Source organism: Paraburkholderia caffeinitolerans, assembly GCF_902859945.1.
Taxonomy (GTDB): Bacteria; Pseudomonadota; Gammaproteobacteria; order Burkholderiales; family Burkholderiaceae; genus Paraburkholderia; species Paraburkholderia caffeinitolerans.
Map to the genome: position 1 here is coordinate 139,700 of NZ_CADIKL010000008.1, position 19,504 is coordinate 159,203.

Genomic DNA, 19,504 nt, shown 5'->3' on the forward strand with positions numbered 1-19,504 from the left:
CCCGCTTTTGAGGCTTTTGATCCAGCCGTATCTTTACTGCAAGAGGAATGGATATGAGTCGCACCTTTCACTACGCCATGCAAGCCTGCGCTATCGCCGCAGGCGTCGCGCTTGCCACCGGCTCGTTCGCCAAGACGAGCGCCGAAGACATCGCCAAGCTCGACACCACGCTTACGCCGTTCGGCGCCGAGCGCGCCGGCAACGCGGACGGCACGATCCCGGCCTGGACCGGCAAGTGGGTCGGCGCGCCGTCGACCGTGAACTACAAGCCGGGCGAGCGCTACCCCGACCCGTACGCGAGCGACAAGCCGCTCTTCACGATCACCGCGCAAAACATGGATCAGTACGCCGCGCGGCTCACCGACGGCGAGAAGGCGCTCTTCAAGAAGTACCCGGATACGTTCAAGATCACCGTCTACCCGAGCCATCGCGACTTCGGCGCGCCCGAGTCCGTGTACAAGGCGATCAAGGAATACGCGCCCCACACCACGATGACGAAGGACCAGAACGGCTTGAAGGACTTCCCGCCCGGAGTGCCCTTCCCGGTGCCGAAGAACGGCGTGGAAGCGATGTGGAATCTGCGCTTCTCTTCGATGATCGAATCGGAGAACGCCACCTACGACCAGGCCGTGGTCTACCCGGACGGCAATATCGCGTGGGGCAAGGTGAAGTATTCGATCTATGGCCCGCGCGCGGCCGCGCAGTACGACCCCAAGAACAGTCTCAACGGCCGCAGCTTTTTCCGTATGACCGTCGCACTGCCGCTTTCGGATCGTGGCACGATCATTACGGGCTACGAAATGTGGGACCAGGAAGGCTCGGACACGCGCCGCACGTGGACCTATAACCCGGGCACGCGACGCGTGCGCCAGTCGCCGGAGTTCGGCTTCGACCAGCCCCAGGGGCCGGGCGGATTCCGCACCGTGGACGACGACCGCCTCTTCAACGGCTCGGGAGAGCGCTACGACTGGAAGATCGTTGGCAAGCGCGAAGTCTACGTACCGTACGACAACTACAAGCTGATGGACCCGTCGATCAAGTACACGGCGCTGCTTACGAAGGGTCATGAAGACATGCAGGACATGCGCTTCGAGCTGCATCGCGTATGGGTGCTCCAGGCCACGCTCAAGCCGGGCTTCCGCCACCAGTACGCCAAGCGCGTGATCTACCTGGACGAGGACACCTGGGCTGCCGTGGCCGCCGACAACTATGACGCGCGCGGAACGTTGTGGCGCACGAACTTCGCACCGACGGTCTACGCATTCGACGCCAAGACCTTCTATGCGACGTCGGTGTTCTATCACGACCTGATCTCGGGCGCCTATTACGCGGACCGCCTGTCGAACCAGGAGCCGATGCCGATCCTCACGCCCAACAACCAGTCGAACGAGGCCTACTACTCGCCCGACGCGATTCGCGGCGACGGCGTCTAAGCAGTTCCTTTCGCGAGCTTGCCCGCATACCTCAAGCCCACGCCTGAGCGTATGCGGGTTTTTTTTCCTCATTCACGATGAACGCCACCGACATGACCCCTGCCCAACACGCCGCGCTAGGCGACGCGCTCTACGCGGCCTGGCTCGAACGCATGCCGATCGCGCCGCTCACTTCGCGCCTGCCCGAACTCGCGCTCGCCGACGCCTACCGCATCCAGCAACACTACATCGCGCGCCGCATGGCAGCGGGCGCTGTCGTGGTCGGCAAGAAGATCGGCGTTACCAGCAAAGCCGTGCAGGACATGCTCGACGTGCGCCAGCCCGACTTCGGCATGCTGCTCTCCGACATGCAGTACGCAAGCGGCGCGGCCATTGCGGCCAACACGCTGATCCAGCCGCGCGCCGAAGGCGAAATCGCGTTTTACCTGCACCGCGACTTGCGCGGCCCGGGCGTGGACCGCGCAGCCGTGCTCGAAGCGACCGAAGCCGTGGGCGCGTGCTTCGAGATCGTCGATTCACGCATTCGCGACTGGGCGATCCGCATCGGCGACACCGTGGCCGACAACGCCTCCAGCGGCGTCTACGTGCTCGGCTCCGAACGCGTTGCGCCGCATGACGTCGATCTCGGCGCGTGCCGCATGCGCATCGAGAAAAACGGCGTCAACGCCGGTGAAGGCGTGGGCGCGGCCGCGCTCGGCCACCCGGCCGACGCCGTGGCCTGGCTCGCCAACACGCTCGGCGAACTCGGCATGCCGCTGCTCGCGGGCGAAGTCGTGCTCTCGGGCGCGCTGGCCGCGCTGATTCCGGTGGGCGCGGGCGACCGGCTCTCGATGCGCATCGAAGGCATTGGCGGCTGCGAGGTGAGCTTCGTCTGAACGAGGCATGAATCCTCCGCAGACCCAATGGCCCAAGCCCAATGGCCCAGCTCGAACGGTTTTGAAGACCCCATGAACAAGGAAAACTCCATGAGCAAGATTCAATGCGCGTTGATCGGCCCCGGCAACATCGGCACCGATCTGCTCTACAAACTGCGCCGCAGCGCCGTGCTCGAACCGGTCTGGATGGTCGGCGTCGACCCGACCTCCGAGGGGCTCGCGCGCGCCCAGGCACTGGGCCTGAAGACGACGTCCGAAGGCATCGACGGCCTGCTGCCGCACCTGGAAGCCGATCAGATCCGCATCGTCTTCGACGCGACCTCGGCCTACGTGCACCGCGAGCACTCCGACAAGCTGACCGCGCGCGGCGTGCGCGTGATCGACCTCACGCCCGCCGCGATCGGCCCGTTCTGCGTGCCGCCCGTGAACCTCGGCGAGCACCTGGGCGACACGCTCAATGTCAACATGGTCACCTGCGGCGGCCAGGCCACCATCCCCATCGTGCACGCAGTCGCGCGTGTGCAGCCCGTGGCCTACGGCGAGATCGTCGCGACGGTGTCTTCGCGCTCGGTCGGCCCCGGCACGCGCAAGAACATCGACGAATTCACGCGCACCACGGCGCGCGCCATCGAAACCGTGGGCGGCGCGAAGCGCGGCAAGGCGATCATCGTGATCAACCCTGCCGAGCCGCCGCTCATCATGCGCGACACGATCCACTGCCTCACCGAGGACGAACCCAACGTCGAAGCCATTACCGCTTCGGTGCACAAGATGGTGGAAGAAGTGCGCCGCTACGTGCCGGGCTACACGCTCAAGAACGGCCCGGTGTTCGACGGCAAGCGCGTTTCCGTGTTCATGGAAGTGGCCGGCCTGGGCGACTACCTGCCGCGCTACGCCGGCAACCTCGACATCATGACGGCCGCCGCCGCCCGCACCGGCGAAGTGTTCGCCGAGCAGATGCTGGCCGCCACGACCGCCTGAAACCGACACGATGGGAGTCACGATGCAAACCACCAACGAACAAAGCAACGCAGCACCCCTGCACCCGCTCGCGGGCACGCGCATCACCGTGCACGACATGACGCTGCGCGACGGCATGCACCCGAAGCGCCACCAGATCTCGCTGGACCAGATGCGCGGCATCGCGCGCGGACTCGATGCCGCGGGTGTGCCGCTCATCGAAGTCACGCACGGCGACGGCCTGGGCGGCGAATCGGTCAACTACGGCTTCCCCGCGCATAGCGACGAGGCTTACCTCGAAGCCGTGATCGGCGAATTGAAGCAGGCCAAGGTCTCGGCGCTGCTGATCCCCGGCATCGGCACCGTCGATCACCTGCGCATGGCGCATTCGCTCGGCGTGAATACGATTCGCGTGGCCACGCACTGCACGGAAGCCGACGTCTCCGGCCAGCATATCGGCCTTGCGCGCGAGCTCGGCATGGACACCGTAGGATTCCTGATGATGGCGCACATGGCGCCACCCGAACTGCTGGTCGAGCAGGCCAAGCTGATGGAATCGTACGGCGCGAACTGCATCTACGTCACCGACTCGGCGGGCTACATGCTCCCCCACGACGTGACCGCGCGGCTCAAGCCCGTGCGCGACGCGCTGCGACCCGAAACCGAATTGGGCTTTCACGGTCATCACAATCTCGCCATGGGCATTGCGAACTCGCTCGCGGCCATCGAGGCCGGCGCGCGTCGCATCGACGCCGCAGCGGCCGGGCTTGGCGCGGGCGCGGGCAACACGCCCATGGAAGTGTTCGTGGCCGTGTGCGATCGCATGGGCATCAAGACGGGCGTGGACGTGTACGCGATCTCCGACGTGGCCGAAGACCTCGTGCTGCCGATCATGGACACGCCAATCCGTGTTGACCGCGACGCGCTCACGCTCGGTTACGCGGGCGTCTATTCGTCGTTCCTGCTGTTCGCGAAGCGCGCCGAGGCAAAGTATGGCGTGCCTGCGCGCGACATCCTCGTGGAGTTGGGCCGCCAGCGCCTCGTGGGCGGGCAGGAAGACATGATCGAGGATACGGCGATCAACATGGCGCGTGCGCGAGGTTTGGCGGTGGCAGCTTGAGTGATGGCTATTGAGTAGTTTTTTTGCGGGGCTTGCAATGCGCCCGCGTCATGAAGCGCGCGCCGGAATTAGACGGCGCGCGCTTTTTTTCTGTCATTGTTGATCGTCCATGCAACCATTTCTCCGCCTTTTTTGTGGCTGGGTCGCCGGGCTGTCGTTAGCAGCGGCCACCATGCTGGCCACGAGCGCGACCGCTCACGCCGCGACCGTTCAAAGTGCGACGCCCACGCCGGTCGGACCTGTAGCCGCTAGCGAAACTCGTTACACTAACGGCATGAACATCGTCACCGAACAAACCGACACCGACAAGCTCATCGCCATGGACCACGTGCAGAACCTGCGCGACCTCGGTGGGCTCATTGGCGCAAATGGCCACCGCATCGCGCCGCACCGCCTCTATCGCAGCGGCAATCCCGCGCTCGGCACACCCGCCGATTTCGCGCGCCTCGCATCCTTGCAGCTTGACGACGTGGTGGACTTTCGCGCCACCAGTGAAAAAACGTCGGCTGAAGCCGCATTCGCCGAGCGCTTTCCCTGGATAGCCGATCCCGTTCTCGCAGGCGACCTCTCGCCCGCGAGCGTCGTGCCGATGCTCAAGCGCTCGACCCCGCAACAGATGCACCAGTTCATGGTCGATCTCTACCGCCGGTTTCCGCAGGATTACCAGCCACAGTTCGCCCGCTTCCTGAAGCTCGCCGAGGCGGACAAAACCTTGCTGTACCACTGCACCGCCGGCAAGGACCGCACGGGCTTCGCGACGGTGCTGCTGCTTTCCGCGCTCGGCGTGGACCGCGCCACGGTCATGGCGAACTATCTGGAGTCGAACCGCCATAACGCGGCGGGCAACGCGCGGGCAGTGGCGCAGTTGCAGAAGATCGGCGTGGAACCGGAGGTCGTGCAACCGCTGCTCAATGTCGACCCCGATTACATTGGCGCGGCGATGGAGGTGATCGACACGCGTTATGGCGGGATGCAGCACTATCTGACCGATGTGCTGCATGTAGACGTGGAGAAAATCCGCCGTGGTTATCTTGTTGCTGTGACGGAGTGAGGGGGTCTCTGCATACGGCGATTCAACCGGCGCAGTGGCGCAGGGGTTGAAACTTTGGTGAGCAGAACCAGTTCGATGAGCCAGAGGTGATAGCGCCGGCGACGCCGCGTCAGCCACTGGCTCGCGGCGAAAGCGCAGATCATGACGAACACCGAAATCAGCACAACGGCCAGCACCACCTGATACGGCACTAGCTGCGCCAGCGCGCTTCCATTCCCGACATCGCCTCTCCGAACCCATACGAAACGCGGCGAGCATATCACCGCGTTTCTTTCAGGGTTCGCGCGAAGGCCGGCTTTGAACGATCAATGCTCCGCCGACTGACGCGTCATCGCCAGGATGTCGCGCTCGCCGATCGTGCGGATGACCTTTTCCTCGGCCGAGAGATCGAGCGAGCGACTGAGCACGTAATAGGTTGCGCCAGCAACGATCAACCCAACGAGCCAGGCCAGATCGACGCCGCTCATCTGGTGCGCGAAGTAGCCCACGAAAATCTCCTTGCCCGACTCGTTATCGACGATGGAGAAGAACGGGATCATCGCCGCGAATCCCACCAGGTACGCCGCAATCCCGCGCACCTGCCATGCGCCGTAAATACCGTTCGGCGTGAAGAAGTGCGTGATCGCGTAGCGGCCCTTGCGCACGAAGAAGTAATCGACCAGGTTCACAGCGGTCCAGGGCACGAGGAAGTACAGCATCAGCACGAGGAACGTGTTGAGCAGCGCCACGCCATTGCCCGGGATCGAGAGCGTGCAAACGAGCACGATCGCGCTGATCGCGAGCACCGCGCCAACGCGCGCGCGGCGCGTCGGCTGGATCTTGCGGAACGAGTCCACGCCGGTCAGCAGCGTGAGCATCGCGCTATAGGTGTTCAGCGCGATGATGGGCAGGAAGCCCGCCACCGACACCACCACCAGAATTGCGCCGCAGCCCGGGAACAACTTTGCGCCCACCTGGTTAAGCGCGACGAGCGCGTCCGTGGCCTGCAGTTGCTGCGCGAGCCACGCGCCCAGGCCGATCATCCACGTACCCGAGAGCGACGCGCCCAGGAAAATCGCCGAGATCAGCTTCGCACGGCTCGTGTGCTTCGGCAGATAGCGCGAATAGTCGGACACATAAGGCGCATACGAGATGTTGTAGCTCGCGCCAATGGCGAACTGCGTGATGAAGGCCACCCAGTTGAAGCCCGCATGCGCGCCAGCCGCGCTCACTGCGGTCGCGGCACTCGCCGCGCCGGCGCCACCCTTGCCCACGCCGAACAGCAGCGCGAGCGTGACGAGCGCATAGAGCGGCAGCGTCGCGATCAGCGCCCACTTGAACGCCTTGTGCATGACGTCGTGCCCGAAGACCGCGAGCAGCCCGCCCGCCACCGCCGCGACCACCGCCACCAGCGCCGGGCTCAGACCGAACACCTCTTTCAGCCCGCTCATGATCAGCGAGACATTGACGACGTTAAAGCCCACGAACACGAACAGCGTCGCGAGCAGCGCGAGCGCCACGCCACGATAGCCGAACTGCGCGCGCGACTGGATCATCTGCGGCAGGCCCATTTCCGGCCCCTGCGAGCCGTGGAACGCCATGAAAATGGTGCCGAACATGATGCCGAGCGCGCCGCCAAGCGTCGTCCAGCCGGCCGAGAGCCCCATGCTCGGGCCCACGAAGCCGATCGAGATCGTGAAGAAGTGGAAGTTGCCAAGGAACCAGAACGGCCCCTGGCTACTGAGTTTCGCGTGGCGTTCGCTTTCGGGGATGTAGTCGATCGAATGGCTTTCGATCTCCACGCCCTCGCCCCCTGCCGTCGCGATGCCGGCGTGCTCGTGTGGTGTCATGCAACTAGTCTCCTGATGGTTCTGCTCTTCTGCTGCTTCGCTGCTGTTTCGCTACTGCCCGCTCACGCGCGGCGCTTCACGCCCGGCAGCACGCAAAGCATTTCGAACGCGAGGTTCGCGCCCAGCAGCGCCGTGGTGCCGAACGGGTCGTACGGCGGCGCGACTTCCACGAGGTCCGCGCCGACGATGTCGACGCCCCAGGTGCCGCGAATGATTTCGAGCGCTTGCGGCACGGTCAGGCCCGCGATTTCCGGCGTGCCAGTGCCAGGCGCATAGGCCGGGTCGATGCCGTCGATATCGAAGCTCAGATAAACCGGGCCGCCCTGCACGCGCGCACGCACTTCTTCCATCAGCGGCGCAAGCGACTGGTTCCAGCACTCCTCGGCCTGCACGACGCGGAAGCCCTGCTGACGGCACCAGTCGAAGTCTTCTGCCTCGTAGCCCGTGCCGCGCAGGCCGATCTGCACCACGCGGTTGCAATCGAGCAGCCCCTCTTCTACGGCGCGGCGGAACGGCGTGCCGTGGGCGATCTTCTCGCCCATCATCGTGTCGTTCACGTCGGCGTGCGCATCGACGTGAATCAGGCCCACGGGACCATGCTTGCGATGGATCGCGCGCAGGATCGGCAGCGTGATGGTGTGGTCGCCGCCGAGCGTGATCGGCCGGCAGTCGTGTTCGAGAATCGCGTCGTACGCGTGTTCGATGCGCGTGATCGAATCGGCGAGGTTATAGGGATTGATCGCCACGTCGCCAATGTCGGCGACTTGCAACGAGTCGAACGGCGCCGCGCGCGTCGCCATGTTGTAGGGGCGCAGCAGCACGGATTCGCTGCGGACCTGGCGCGGGCCGAAGCGCGCGCCGGTGCGGTTCGAGGTGCCCAGATCGAACGGCACGCCCACGAAGCAGGCGTCCAGGTTCTTGGCGTTCTCGACCTGCGGCAGGCGCATCATCGTCGCGATACCGCCGCAGCGCGGCATGACGTTGCCCCCGAGGGGCTGGAAGAATTGTTCAGACATATCTGCGCTCCATGTTCTCATTGACCCTGCCGTATCGTGCGAATCGGCTACAGGCGCAGTTTTAAGCATCCGTCAAGCAAAGATAAATAACGATTCCCCACTGTTCACATTGATAAACTGCTATGTATCGATGAATTTCCCGGAGAAGCCATGCTCGGCAACCTGACCGACCTCGACCTGCGCCTGCTGCGCGTTTTTGTGGCCGTGGTGGAAGCCGGCGGCGTGAGCGTCGCGCAAACGACGCTCAACGTGAGCCAGCCCACCATCAGCGCGCAACTCTCTACGCTCGAGACGCGCCTGGGCTACCGGCTGTGCGAGCGCGGCCGCAGCGGCTTTCGCCTGACCGAAAAGGGCGAGCGCATGTACGACCTGGCCATTACGCTGCTCGCCGCCGCCGAGGAATTCGCGCTCAAGGCGCGGCACCTCGACCGCAAGCTGGTCGGCACCCTGGCGATCGGCCTGATCGGCCACGCGCCGATTGGCGAGAACGCGCGCATCAGCGAGGCCATCGCCTCGTTCAAGCAGCGCGATGAAGCGGTGCGGTTCTCGATCTCCGTGAAATCGCCCGGCGAGCTTGAAGAGCAATTGCTCAATGGCGACATTCAGATTGCCGTGGGCTATTTCTGGCATCGCGTGCCCACGCTCGAATACACGCCGCTCTTTATCGAGCGGCAGATCGCGTATTGCGGGCGCGGCCATCCGCTGTTCGAGCGCGCGGGCAAGCTCTCTCCCGCCGAAGCCGCTCACCACGAATGGGTCTGGCGCACCTACCCCACGCCGGAGGCGCAACATTCGACAAGCGCGAGCAAGGTCACCGCGCAGGCCGACAACATGGAGGCCGTGTCGCTCCTGATTCTCTCGGGCCATCACCTGGGCTACTTGCCGCAGCAATTCGCGGCGCCACTCGTGCGCAGCGGGCGGCTCGCGGCGCTCAACCCCGCGAAGCTGACCTACGAGGTGACGTTTCACATGGTTACGCAAAAGCGCAGCAGCCACGATCCGATCGTGCAGGCCTTCCTCGAAGATTTGAGGAACGCGCATCCACCCGAGCCGATCGTCGAATCGTGAATTCGCGGGAAAGCAGCAACGGTTGAATGCTACGAAAAACCTTCGCGCCGGGAATCGTGCTTTTGCGCTGCTGTTGCGCTGCTGTTGCGCTGCTGTTGCTTGATAGCGCTCACGCGCTTTGGCACAACCGATAGCCGACGCCTCTCACCGTCACGACCTTCTCCGCACCCAGCTTGCGCCGCAAGCCGTGGACGACCACATCCACGGCATTGTTGTCCAGCGCCGCGCGCGGTTGCCCGTCGAGGTGCAATGCCAGTTCCGAGCGCGTGAATACCCGCGTGGGCTCGTTGACCAGCGCAATCAGAATCCGGTATTCGCTGGGCCTCAACGAAACCGGCAGGCCATCGAGCAATACCGAATGATCGAGCGAGTTCACCGACAAATTTCCGAGCGCCACCCTGCCTTGAAGGCGGTACGGACGCCGCATTGACAGCCTAACCCGGGCTCTCAGGTCCTCCAGCTCGAACGGCTTCATGAGGTAATCGTCAGCGCCGCTGTCCAGCACGACCATGGGGCTCGCGAATAAACCTTGAGGAATCAAGGCAACGACAGCCGCTTGAGCTTCGCGCTTGCGATAACGCCGCAACAGATCGAACGAGTTCAGGCAGGCGCATCCGAAGTCGAGCAGCACAAGATCGTGAGATTGCGATTGCAAGCTCAATTCGGCCTCGTAGGCACTGCTCGCCCAGTCGATCTCATGCCCCATGAGAGGCATTACCGAAACGATCTGCAGTGCGATCGAATCGTCATCTTGAACCAGTAGCACCCTCACATTGGTCTCCAGTCATCCCGATGGCTTGTCGATTCACCAGTCATGGAGCTATGCGAGCGCCCCGATGCGATAGCCCACGCCTCGCACGTTATGGATTGCGTCGGTACCCAGTTTGCGACGCAGATTGTGAACATGCACCTGGATGGCGTTACTCTCGATCTCCTCGTTCCATCCGTACAGGCGTTCTTCGAGCTGCGCGCGCGTGACGACGATAGCGGGATCGCGCATGAGTTCCTGCAACAGCGCAAACTCGCGCGTCGTCACCGGCACCTCCCGCTCGCCTAGCCATACGCGGTGTTGCGCGGGGTCGAGCCGCAGCGCGCCCACTTGCAGCAAGGGTTGCACGCGGCCCGTCTGGTGCCGGTTCACGACGCGGATGCGGGCCAGCAGCTCGTCGAGCGCAAACGGCTTGACGAGATAATCGTCGGCGCCCCCGTCGAGGCCCGCGACCCCGTCCGGCACGGCATCGCGAGCGATAATCACGATCACCGGCGTTGCATCGTTTCGCCGGCGCAACCTCGCGAGCAGCGTGAGCCCATGCTTTCCGGAGCTGCCGATATCGAGCAGCACCAGGCCATACGAGGTGGTGCCAAGCGCCAGCATGGCCGAGTCCCCGTGCTCCGCCCAGTCGACGGCGAAGCCCTCCTTGTGCAAGCCGCGCTGCAATTCACCGTCTATCGATGCGTCATCGCCCACGAGCAATATGCGCATGGTGTTCCCCGTTATTCAATGCACTGCCAGCCAATAATTTCGATGCGATATATCGCGATTGCCGCATGAATTGACCGTGTTAAGAAAAACTTTCCATGAAAGCAGCACCACCGATTTGCAACAGCTTAAGGTTTAGCGGATTTTTTAAAGCAGACAAACGCTCAGTGAATTCCCTGACCAGCGATCCGCACTGGCGGAACCTTGCGTTACCAGCGCTCTTGCCTCATTACGTTTTCCTTTACGACGATCAAACGAAATCCACGACCGTGGGCCGGCCTCGGCAATCGTCAAGATGTCCGCCAGCCGCTCCCCACGGTGCTCTCCAGAAAATAGCGTGGTTGTTTGCCCGGGCGCGCAACGGCAGCACTGCAGCCAGATCGTAATCCTCGATCATTTAAACGGCTTTCAGTCATAAGCTCCCTCTTATCGTCCGCATAAGATTATTCGATTGTCCTTAAGCTTGGCGCGCCCTCAAAGTTCGATCCGGAGCAATTGATGCCCGCTGCGTATCCCCGGTGAGTGCGTTCGACACGACGCAAAAAACGACTGCCGATGCGGCTGCGCAAAGCTGCAGTTGGAGTACCTCCATCCGTTCCCAAGTATCGATCTTCGGCACCGAATTTTCTTTTCTTAAATTCGCATTACAAACTACTACTAATGCAAGGAGATGTTGTGGTCAATTTCAGATACCGATCCATTTTTATCGGAGTCCTTATCGCATCGGCATCGGCTGCGGCGCACGCGCAGAGCAGCGTGACGCTGTACGGTTCAATCGACGAGGCCGCGGCCTACTACAACAACACGGGCGGCCACTCGCTCGTGGCAATGCAGAACGCCGACAATGGATCGACGTACTGGGGCCTCAAAGGCAAGGAAGACCTCGGTGGCGGCCTCAATGCGGTCTTCACCCTGGAAAGCTCTTTCGACATCACCCACGGATCGCTGTCGAACAATCGCATTTTCGCCCACCAGGCCACCGTCGGTCTTAGCGGCGACGCCTACGGCACGCTCACGATGGGACGGCAATTCGATCCAACGGTCGACCTGATTCAGCCGATTACCGGCGACAGTTTCGCGGGACCCGTTTTCACCACACCGGGCGATGCCGACAACAACGACAACTCAGTGTGGATCAATAGCTCGATCAAGTACGCGAGCCCGACCTACGCGGGATTCCAGTACGAGCTGATGTACGGGGTGGGCGGAATCGCCGGCAATACCACCGGCGGCCACTCGTACGGGGCGGCCGCCTCGTACAACCATGGCGGACTGACGCTCGCCACTGGCTATCTGTTCTCGAAGAACGATGTCAACGGCACTGGCGCAGCGGACCTTACGCAAACTAACTCGGTCGTGCCCCTCTTTGGCGCGACGCCCATGTTCGGCTCCCGGCAGATCGTCCAGGTCGCGGCTCAGTATGTCATCGGCAACCTGACCGCCAACATTCGCTACAGCAACGCGCAGTACAAGCCGTACACGGATTACGGCGCTTTCAACCGCACCGAAACATTCAATGTTGGCGGCGCGGCGCTCCAGTATCAATTCACCCCGGCGCTGTCCGGCGCGCTCAACTACGTGTACACGCACTCGAGCGGCGCGTCCTCGGCCACTTACAACAACGTCGGTGCGAACGCAACTTACTCGTTGAGCAAGCGCACCAGCCTCTATGCGGACGTCGCGTATTCCCACGCGAGCGGCACGACGTTCAGCGAGGACGGTTCCGAGCTCGTCGCGGCAGGCGGCACGGTAGGCGATCTCGCCGCGAGTTCGAGCACCCGTTCGCAGGTCGTGGCGATCATCGGCATCACGCACAAGTTCTGAAGTCGCATTCAAGGTAGTCGATAAAAACCACAAAAAAACGCGTTCATTTTCTACTGGAGGCAACATGGCTTTTTTCAAACACAAAGCGTTGACGATCAGTCTCGCCGCAATGGGGTTGTGCGCCGTCGCGACCTACGCGCAGGCGTCGCAGTACCAGCTCGTCAAAACGATCGATCTGCCCGGCAGCAAGGGCGGTCACGGCGATTGGGTCACCTACGACAAGGACACCCACGCGGTCTGGCTGTCCCAGTCGCCCAATCACAATGTGGTCGTGATCGATGCGAAGACCATGGCGATCAAGAAGACGCTTTCGGGCGTCGATTCCGGCAACGGCATCGACTTCGACGCGAACCACGCCTACGTCACCGATGCGACCACGGGCAAGCTGATCGTCTATGACAAACACTCGTTCGACCGCGTCGCCTCCGTCGACAGCGGCGGCAAGACCCCCGACGGCGTGAATGTGGACACGAAGACGGGCTCCATCCTGCTCGCAAACGACGACAGCAACAACGAAGCCGTTTTTGAGCCGAAGGCGCCGTACAAACTCACCACGACGTTCAAGCTGAAGCCCGAGGACGACAAGGACGGCCCGGACGTTGCGCTCTACGTTGCCTCCACCGACCGCCTGTATCAACCCGTTGGCGGCAAGATCGACGTGATCAATCCGAATACCCATGAGATCGAGGCGGTATGGGACTTCGGCCTGAAGGGCGCGGCCAAGGGCGGCGTGTACGACAGCAAGACGAATCACCTGATCTTCGGCACCAGCGACAAGAAGATGCTCGTGGTGGACCCGGCGACGGGCAAGCTCGTCACGACCATCGACGTCGCGGGCGCGGTGGACCAGACGGCCATCGACACCGACAAGCGCCGCGCGTTCATCGGCGACAAAACCGGCAACCTCGAAGTGGTCGACCTGGACACGAATCAGGTCATCGACCACATCCAGACCGAGCCCAAGGTCCACACGCTGACGGTCGACACGGCAACCCATCGCGTCTACGTCTATCTCAACGAAAGCAACAAGGTCGGGGTGTACGAGCAGAAGTCCTGATATCGCACGCCGGCTTCGGGTGGCGCAGCGGCATGGTCTCCTGCCTCGCCCGTGCGGCGCCTGTGCTGCATGAATGAAACACGGTGCGGCGCGCGAGATCGCGGAAGATCGCATCGACGCGAGCCGTCACCCGACCTTTAATTTGTGGGAGAAGTCGTCATGTCATCCGCTGCCTCGCCGGCAGGTAAGCCCTTGCTCGGAAACCGCTGGACTCAACTGTTCATCGGCATTGCCTGCATGGCGCTCGTCGCCAATCTGCAATATGCGTGGACACTATTCGTTGTCCCAATGAAAACCCAGAATCTCTGGAGCGCCGCCGAGGTTCAAACGGCATTCTCCATTTTCATTCTGGTCGAAACCTGGCTCGTGCCGGTCGAGGGGTGGCTGGTGGACCGCTTCGGCCCGCGCCCCGTCGTCATGGCCGGTGCCGTATTCGTCGCGCTTAGCTGGGTGATCGACTCGTTCGCCACCACGCTGCCAATGCTCTACGCCGCCTCGGTCATCGCGGGCCTCGGCGCGGGCTGCGTGTACGGCACCTGTGTCGGCAACGCGCTCAAGTGGTTCCCGGACCGGCGCGGGCTCGCCGCCGGCCTGACCGCCGCGGGCTTTGGCGCCGGCGCCGCGTTGACGGTCATTCCGATCGCGAACATGATTCACGATTCCGGGTATCGGCACACGTTCTTCGTGTTCGGCGTCATTCAGGGCATCGCGATCTTCATCCTGGGCATCGCGTTGATTCGCCCGAATCCGGGTCCCGGCATCAAACCGGTGGCGCGCGTCGTGATGAGCAAGGTCGATTATTCGCCGGGCCAGATGGTCAAAACGCCGCTCTTCTGGATGATCTATCTGCTCTTCGTGCTCGTAGCGGCCGGCGGCCTGATCGCCACGGCGCAACTCGGTCCGATTGCGAAATCGTTTGGCTTCGCGAAACTCCCCGTGCAATTCCTTGGCGCGACATTGCCCCTGCTGACGCTGGCGCTCTCGGTCGACAATTTGCTCAACGGGCTGACGCGCCCCATTTGTGGCCTCCTGTCCGACAAGATCGGCCGCGAAAACACCATGCTGATCGTGTTCGTCGGAGAAGGGCTCGCGTTGCTCGGGATGAATGCTTACGGTCACGATCCGTACGCATTTCTGATCTTCGCGCCGCTGATCTTCCTGTGCTGGGGCGAGATTTTCTCGATCTTCCCCGCGATCTGTGCGGATACGTTCGGCAGCAAATACGCGGCATCCAATGCCGGCACGCTTTATACCGCCAAGGGCACGGCGTCGCTGCTCGTTCCGATCGCGTCGCTGGTGGCTGCCGGCGGGTCGTGGGAGCACGTGCTGATCGGCTCCGCCGTGGTGTCGATCGTCGCGGGCGTGTCGGCCAAGTTCATTCTCGCGCCCATGAGAAAGCGCTGGTTCTCGGGCATGAGTGAGGAGGTTGCTCCGGTACTCCAGGCTCAATGAGCGCAGCCGCCGGCTCCGCGCTGGCGGGTATGCGCGACGGGAAAGCAGGAAGGCTGGAAAGCGCCGATATAGGCGTCGCCTCCAGCCCCTTGCTTCCAGCACCATCAGGGCGCCAGCCAACGCGGTGTTTTCTGCCGCAATTGCCTGGCGCCCGTCGCTCGTTAACTGTTCCTTAAGTCTGCGCCCTCAAGCTAGCTGTGCCAGCCGCTGCCCCGCCCCGGGTCCACAGCGCTGATACCTCACTAGCTGGAGGCACAGACGATGAATCGGACACTTAAACTGGCCGCGTTTGCGGCTGCATTGCTTGTACCGGCCCTTTCTTTCGCTCAAGCACCCCAGGCATCCAATGGGCCGCTCACGCGTGCCCAGGTGCGCGCGGAATTAGCCCAGCTTCGGCAAGCCGGCTACAGATCGACTGGGCGCGACAACCAGTATCCTGCCAACCTGCACGCAGCCCAGGCCCGTATTGCTGCAGCAGCCCCTGGTACGACGCCAGGCCAAACCACCCCCACGATGGCACCGAATATGCAGTGAGGACCTGACTGCGCCGGCGTGAACCTGCGCCGGCAAAGTGCTCGAAAATGAATCGGGCGCGGCCCGCGCCGCGCCCCTTCCTCGCACTCCAGCTTTTTGTGCTCAGCCTTCGAACACGTGATGCAGCGGCGGCACCGAGCCGCCCTCGTTCACCGTGATCTCGAAGACCTTGCGTGCGCGAGTCGCGGGCCGCACGTCGGCGGCATCGAGATAAAACTGGTTGTACCAGTCGCGCATTTGATAGAGCGGGCCATCGCCCTCGCAAAGCAGCGGATTGTCGATGCGGGTCTTGCTGTCCCAGATCACCACGTCTTCATAGAACGCCGCCTGCGCCTGGGCAATATAGGCGCGCGCAATTTCCATGTTCTGCTCTTCGGAAAGGCCCGGGATCTTCTTGACGATCACGCCATAGCGCAGCTCGAAGCTGTTCATGTCGATGGGCACGTGGCAGTTCAGCAGGATCGAGTTGATCGGGTGGCCGCCGCTTGTTCCCGACATCTCCGTGATGTGATACGCCGGGCCGAAGTAGGTGGAGAGCGCAATCAGCTCATCGTCACCCAGCCGCGCGCTGCGGCCCACGAGCAACTGCGTGGCCTTGTGCTCCTCGAACAGATTCGCGAAGTAGTCCACCGGCGCGCCGTGCACGGTCGCGAAGTGCGCCATGTCGGAGATGTTGTCCACCAGCTCGCGGCAGTTCGTGCCGATCACCATCTTGTCCACGACCCAGTCGGACCACTCGTCCGATTCGCAAGCCGGAATGGGCGGAATCGCCACGCTCTCGGGCGGCTCGCCGCCTTCGGGATCGTGCCAGACGAACAGCAGCTTGTTCTGCTCGCAAGTGCGCCACGCGCCGATCTTCGCCTTGGGCGGAATGCGCTTGCAATAGGGAATGGACTGGCACTGGCCGTCGCCATCCCATTTCCAGCCGTGGAACGGACAGACGAGCGTGTCGCCTTCCACGCGGCCCGTCGAGAGGTCCGCACCCATGTGCGGGCAATAGCTGTCCACTACGCGAATCTGGCCCGTCGAATCGGCGAAGGCGGCCAGGCGACGGCCGAACACGTTGAGCGTATGCGGCTTGCCGTCCCGATAGTCGTTCGCGAGTCCAAGGCAGTGCCAGCCACGGGCATAGCGCTGCACGAGCGGCTGCGCTTCGATCTTGTACGGACGTGCGGACATAGGGTTCTCCTTCCTTGAGTGGACGCCGCACGGTCGTTCCGCGCGGCGCATGCTTTACGTTATTCAGGTTTGCTGATGAAGGGCTTCAGGAGCGTGCATGCGCGGGTTCTTTCACGCTCGCGTGACGGGCTGCGGCCTCGACGCCCGGCGTAGCGACGCCCGTTGCGGTTGCGACGCTCGCGGCACGCTCGCCTGCGCGCCGCTCCGCACGCTCCACGCCCAGCCAGGCGGCGAGCGCAGGCAGCAGGAACACCGCGCCGAACAGGTTCACGAGGAACATGAAGGCGAGCAGCACGCCCATGTCCACCTGGAACTTGAGTGCCGAACCCGCCCACGTGCCCACGCCGATGAACATCGTGGCGGCCGTGAAGAGCGCGGCGGTGCCGCGCTGGCGCATCGCCTCGCCGAACGCCTCGGGCAGGCTGGCACCCGCGCGCACTTCGTGTTGCAGACGCTCGTAGAGATAGATGCCGTAATCGACGCCCACGCCCACGCCCAGCGTGATCACGGGCAGCGTCGCCACCTTCAGGCCGATGCCGAGCTTCGCCATCACCGCATTGCAGAGGATCGAAACGATCGTGAGCGGCACGATCACGCACAGCACCGCGCGCCACGAGCGGAACGTCACGAGACACAGCAGTGCGATGGCGCCGAAGATGGAGAGCAGCATGGCGATTTCGGCGTCGGCCACGGCCTCATTGGTGGCCGCCATCACGCCCACGTTGCCGCCCGCGAGGCGGAAGGCCACGCCCTTGGTTTCGTCCTCGGCCGCGAAGCGCTTGATCTCGTCGACGATGTGCGCGATCGTGCTGCCCTCGTGGTTGTCGGTGTAGATGAGCACCTGGATCGCCTGGCAGTTCTCAGTGTTCATGCCGCTGTCAGGGTCGAACGCGCTCGAACCCTGGGTGAGGCCATCGGCGGAGCGCGGCAGCGCAGCCCAGCGCGGGTTGCCTTCGTTGAACGCCGCAATCGACACCTTCGCGAGCGACGGCACGCTCACCACCGACTGCACGCCGGCCACGCCGCGCATCTGCATCTCGAAGCGCTCGATGGCGCTCATGACCGGGTAATGGAGGCAAGCATCGTCGTAGCCCTTGGTCTCCACGATCACAGCGAGCGCATCGACGCCAATGTTGTACTGGCTCGTAATGCGCGCGTTATCGAGGTTGTAGCGCGAGTTCGCGCGCAGTTCGGGCGCGCCCGAACCGATGTCGCCAATCTGCAGACCGCGCGAGGCCTGCGCGCCGAACGCGAGCAGCACGAGCGCCACCGCGAACACGCCCAGCGCCGGCAGCGGCTTCGCGAACACGCCAAAGCGCGCCCACCCGCCGTTTTGCGCGTGCGCGGCACCGCGCTGAGCGCGGGCAAGCGCACCGCGCTCCAGTTGCGTGTACGAGAGCAGGATCGGCAGGAACACCTTGTTGGTAACGATCATCAGCAGCACGCCGAGGCAGGCGGTAATGCCGAGCTCGCGCACGATGTCGATCTGGATGCGCATGATGACCATGAAGCCCAGCGCATTCGTGAGCAGCGCCACGGTGCCCGGCACGAACAGCTTGCGGAACGCGTCGCGCGCGGCATCGACGGAAGACAGGCCGGTGGCGAGCGCCTGCTTCCACGCGTTGGTCATCTGCACGGCGTGCGAGACGCCAATCGAGAAAATCAGGAACGGCACGAGGATCGACATCGGGTCGATGCCGAGGCCGAGCATCGGCAGCGCGCCCAGCAGCCACACCACCGGCAGCAGCGCAACGCACAGCGCGAGCGCCGTGGTCTTGAGCGAGCGGGTGTAGAGAAGCAGCAGCGCGGCGGTCACCGCGAAGGCGATGCCGAAGAACACCATCACGCCCGCGATGCCCGACTCCACGTCGCCCACCAGCTTGGCGAAGCCGATGATGTCCACTTCCACATTCTGGTTGGCGTAGCGCGCGCGAATCTGTTCGAGCTGCTTCGCTACATGGCCATAGTCGAGCCGCTTGCCGGTGGTGGGATCGGCCTCGCGCAGTTCAGCGCGAATCAGCGCCGACTTGAGGTCGTTGCTCACGAGCCGGCCGATCTGGCCCGAGCGCGCCACGTTGCGGCGCACCTTGGCGAGATCCTCGGGGTGGGCGCTGCTGAACTGGCCCGGCACCACCACGTCGCCGCGAAAGCCCGCTTCGGTCACTTCCGTGTAGCGCACGTTCGGCGTGAAGAGCGAGAACACGCGTGAGCGGTTCACGCCGGGGATGAAGAACACGTCGTCGGTGGCGTGGCGCAGTTCGTCCATGAACTGCTCGTTATAGATGTCGCCCTGGCCTTTCCAGCGCAGGCTCACGAGCACGGTGTTCGCGCCGGGAAACGCGCTGGCGTAGCGGTTGAACACCTGCATGTACGGGTGTTCCATCGGGATCATCTTGTTGAAGCCCGGGTCGAGCCGCAGCCGTGTGGCCGACACGCCAAAGGCAGCGGTCAGCGCGAGGCACACGGCGAGCAGCACGAGGCGGTGGCGCATGATGGCGCCGGCACAGCGGTCGACGAAGCGCGCGAGCGCGGTGGAGCGGGTAGAGGCGGTCATGGTGCGTCTCACAACGAATGGCACAACGGTTTGCACTGCGAACCAGTGCAACTGGAGCAGCGGAAAGAACTC

General features: G+C 63.4%; 16 protein-coding genes. 10 read left to right on the forward strand and 6 right to left on the reverse strand.

What is annotated here, in order from left to right; translation table 11 throughout:
• The first annotated feature begins 53 nt into the window (after positions 1 to 53).
• The 5 genes from HV773_RS10475 to HV773_RS10495 all read left to right on the forward strand — a co-directional run bounded on the left by HV773_RS10475 (position 54) and on the right by HV773_RS10495 (position 5,439).
• Complete coding sequence (locus tag HV773_RS10475) at positions 54 to 1,433, forward strand: DUF1329 domain-containing protein (RefSeq protein WP_175195059.1); 1,380 nt, start codon at positions 54 to 56, stop codon at positions 1,431 to 1,433.
• Positions 1,434 to 1,525: 92 nt separating this feature from the next.
• Complete coding sequence (locus HV773_RS10480) at positions 1,526 to 2,308, forward strand: fumarylacetoacetate hydrolase family protein (RefSeq protein ID WP_175195062.1); 783 nt, start codon at positions 1,526 to 1,528, stop codon at positions 2,306 to 2,308.
• Between the two features lie 90 nt (positions 2,309 to 2,398).
• Positions 2,399 to 3,289: an acetaldehyde dehydrogenase (acetylating) gene (locus tag HV773_RS10485; RefSeq protein ID WP_175195064.1), complete on the forward strand. Its 891-nt coding sequence runs from the start codon at positions 2,399 to 2,401 to the stop codon at positions 3,287 to 3,289.
• Positions 3,290 to 3,311: 22 nt separating this feature from the next.
• Positions 3,312 to 4,388, forward strand: a complete 1,077-nt coding sequence (gene dmpG, locus HV773_RS10490) for a 4-hydroxy-2-oxovalerate aldolase (RefSeq protein ID WP_175195066.1) — start codon at positions 3,312 to 3,314, stop codon at positions 4,386 to 4,388.
• Between the two features lie 274 nt (positions 4,389 to 4,662).
• Positions 4,663 to 5,439: a tyrosine-protein phosphatase gene (locus tag HV773_RS10495; protein ID WP_175195068.1), complete on the forward strand. Its 777-nt coding sequence runs from the start codon at positions 4,663 to 4,665 to the stop codon at positions 5,437 to 5,439.
• 305 nt (positions 5,440 to 5,744) lie between these two features.
• Here the strand turns inward: HV773_RS10495 and HV773_RS10500 are convergent, their stop codons facing one another.
• Positions 5,745 to 7,268 (reverse strand): purine-cytosine permease family protein, encoded by a 1,524-nt coding sequence (locus tag HV773_RS10500; protein ID WP_175195070.1) that lies wholly within the window; start codon positions 7,266 to 7,268, stop codon positions 5,745 to 5,747.
• A 62-nt stretch (positions 7,269 to 7,330) separates the two neighbouring features.
• Positions 7,331 to 8,284 (reverse strand): agmatinase, encoded by a 954-nt coding sequence (gene speB / locus HV773_RS10505; RefSeq protein WP_175195072.1) that lies wholly within the window; start codon positions 8,282 to 8,284, stop codon positions 7,331 to 7,333.
• A gap of 150 nt (positions 8,285 to 8,434) precedes the next feature.
• Between speB and HV773_RS10510 the strand changes: the two genes are divergently transcribed.
• The gene (locus tag HV773_RS10510; protein WP_175195074.1) at positions 8,435 to 9,352 is read left to right on the forward strand and encodes a LysR family transcriptional regulator; all 918 of its coding nucleotides are present in this window, start codon (positions 8,435 to 8,437) and stop codon (positions 9,350 to 9,352) included.
• 109 nt (positions 9,353 to 9,461) lie between these two features.
• Here the strand turns inward: HV773_RS10510 and HV773_RS10515 are convergent, their stop codons facing one another.
• Complete coding sequence (locus tag HV773_RS10515; RefSeq protein ID WP_175195076.1) at positions 9,462 to 10,124, reverse strand: winged helix-turn-helix domain-containing protein; 663 nt, start codon at positions 10,122 to 10,124, stop codon at positions 9,462 to 9,464.
• Between the two features lie 48 nt (positions 10,125 to 10,172).
• Complete coding sequence (locus tag HV773_RS10520) at positions 10,173 to 10,835, reverse strand: response regulator (RefSeq protein ID WP_175195078.1); 663 nt, start codon at positions 10,833 to 10,835, stop codon at positions 10,173 to 10,175.
• 672 nt (positions 10,836 to 11,507) lie between these two features.
• Between HV773_RS10520 and HV773_RS10525 the strand changes: the two genes are divergently transcribed.
• The 4 genes from HV773_RS10525 (at position 11,508) to HV773_RS10540 (ending at position 15,699) form a co-directional block, all read left to right on the forward strand.
• Positions 11,508 to 12,656, forward strand: a complete 1,149-nt coding sequence (locus HV773_RS10525) for a porin (RefSeq protein WP_246282265.1) — start codon at positions 11,508 to 11,510, stop codon at positions 12,654 to 12,656.
• A 64-nt stretch (positions 12,657 to 12,720) separates the two neighbouring features.
• A complete protein-coding gene (locus HV773_RS10530; RefSeq protein ID WP_175195081.1) occupies positions 12,721 to 13,713 on the forward strand; it encodes a YncE family protein in 993 nt (330 codons plus the stop codon).
• A gap of 159 nt (positions 13,714 to 13,872) precedes the next feature.
• Positions 13,873 to 15,165, forward strand: coding sequence for an oxalate/formate MFS antiporter (gene oxlT, locus HV773_RS10535; RefSeq protein ID WP_175195084.1), 1,293 nt, complete (start codon positions 13,873 to 13,875; stop codon positions 15,163 to 15,165).
• A gap of 261 nt (positions 15,166 to 15,426) precedes the next feature.
• A complete protein-coding gene (locus HV773_RS10540) occupies positions 15,427 to 15,699 on the forward strand; it encodes a DUF4148 domain-containing protein (RefSeq protein WP_175195086.1) in 273 nt (90 codons plus the stop codon).
• A 102-nt stretch (positions 15,700 to 15,801) separates the two neighbouring features.
• Here HV773_RS10540 and HV773_RS10545 read toward each other — a convergent pair whose 3' ends face one another.
• Positions 15,802 to 16,878 (reverse strand): 3-ketosteroid-9-alpha-monooxygenase, oxygenase component, encoded by a 1,077-nt coding sequence (locus HV773_RS10545; protein WP_175195088.1) that lies wholly within the window; start codon positions 16,876 to 16,878, stop codon positions 15,802 to 15,804.
• A gap of 85 nt (positions 16,879 to 16,963) precedes the next feature.
• A complete protein-coding gene (locus HV773_RS10550; RefSeq protein WP_175195090.1) occupies positions 16,964 to 19,432 on the reverse strand; it encodes an efflux RND transporter permease subunit in 2,469 nt (822 codons plus the stop codon).
• Between the last annotated feature and the right edge of the window lie 72 nt (positions 19,433 to 19,504).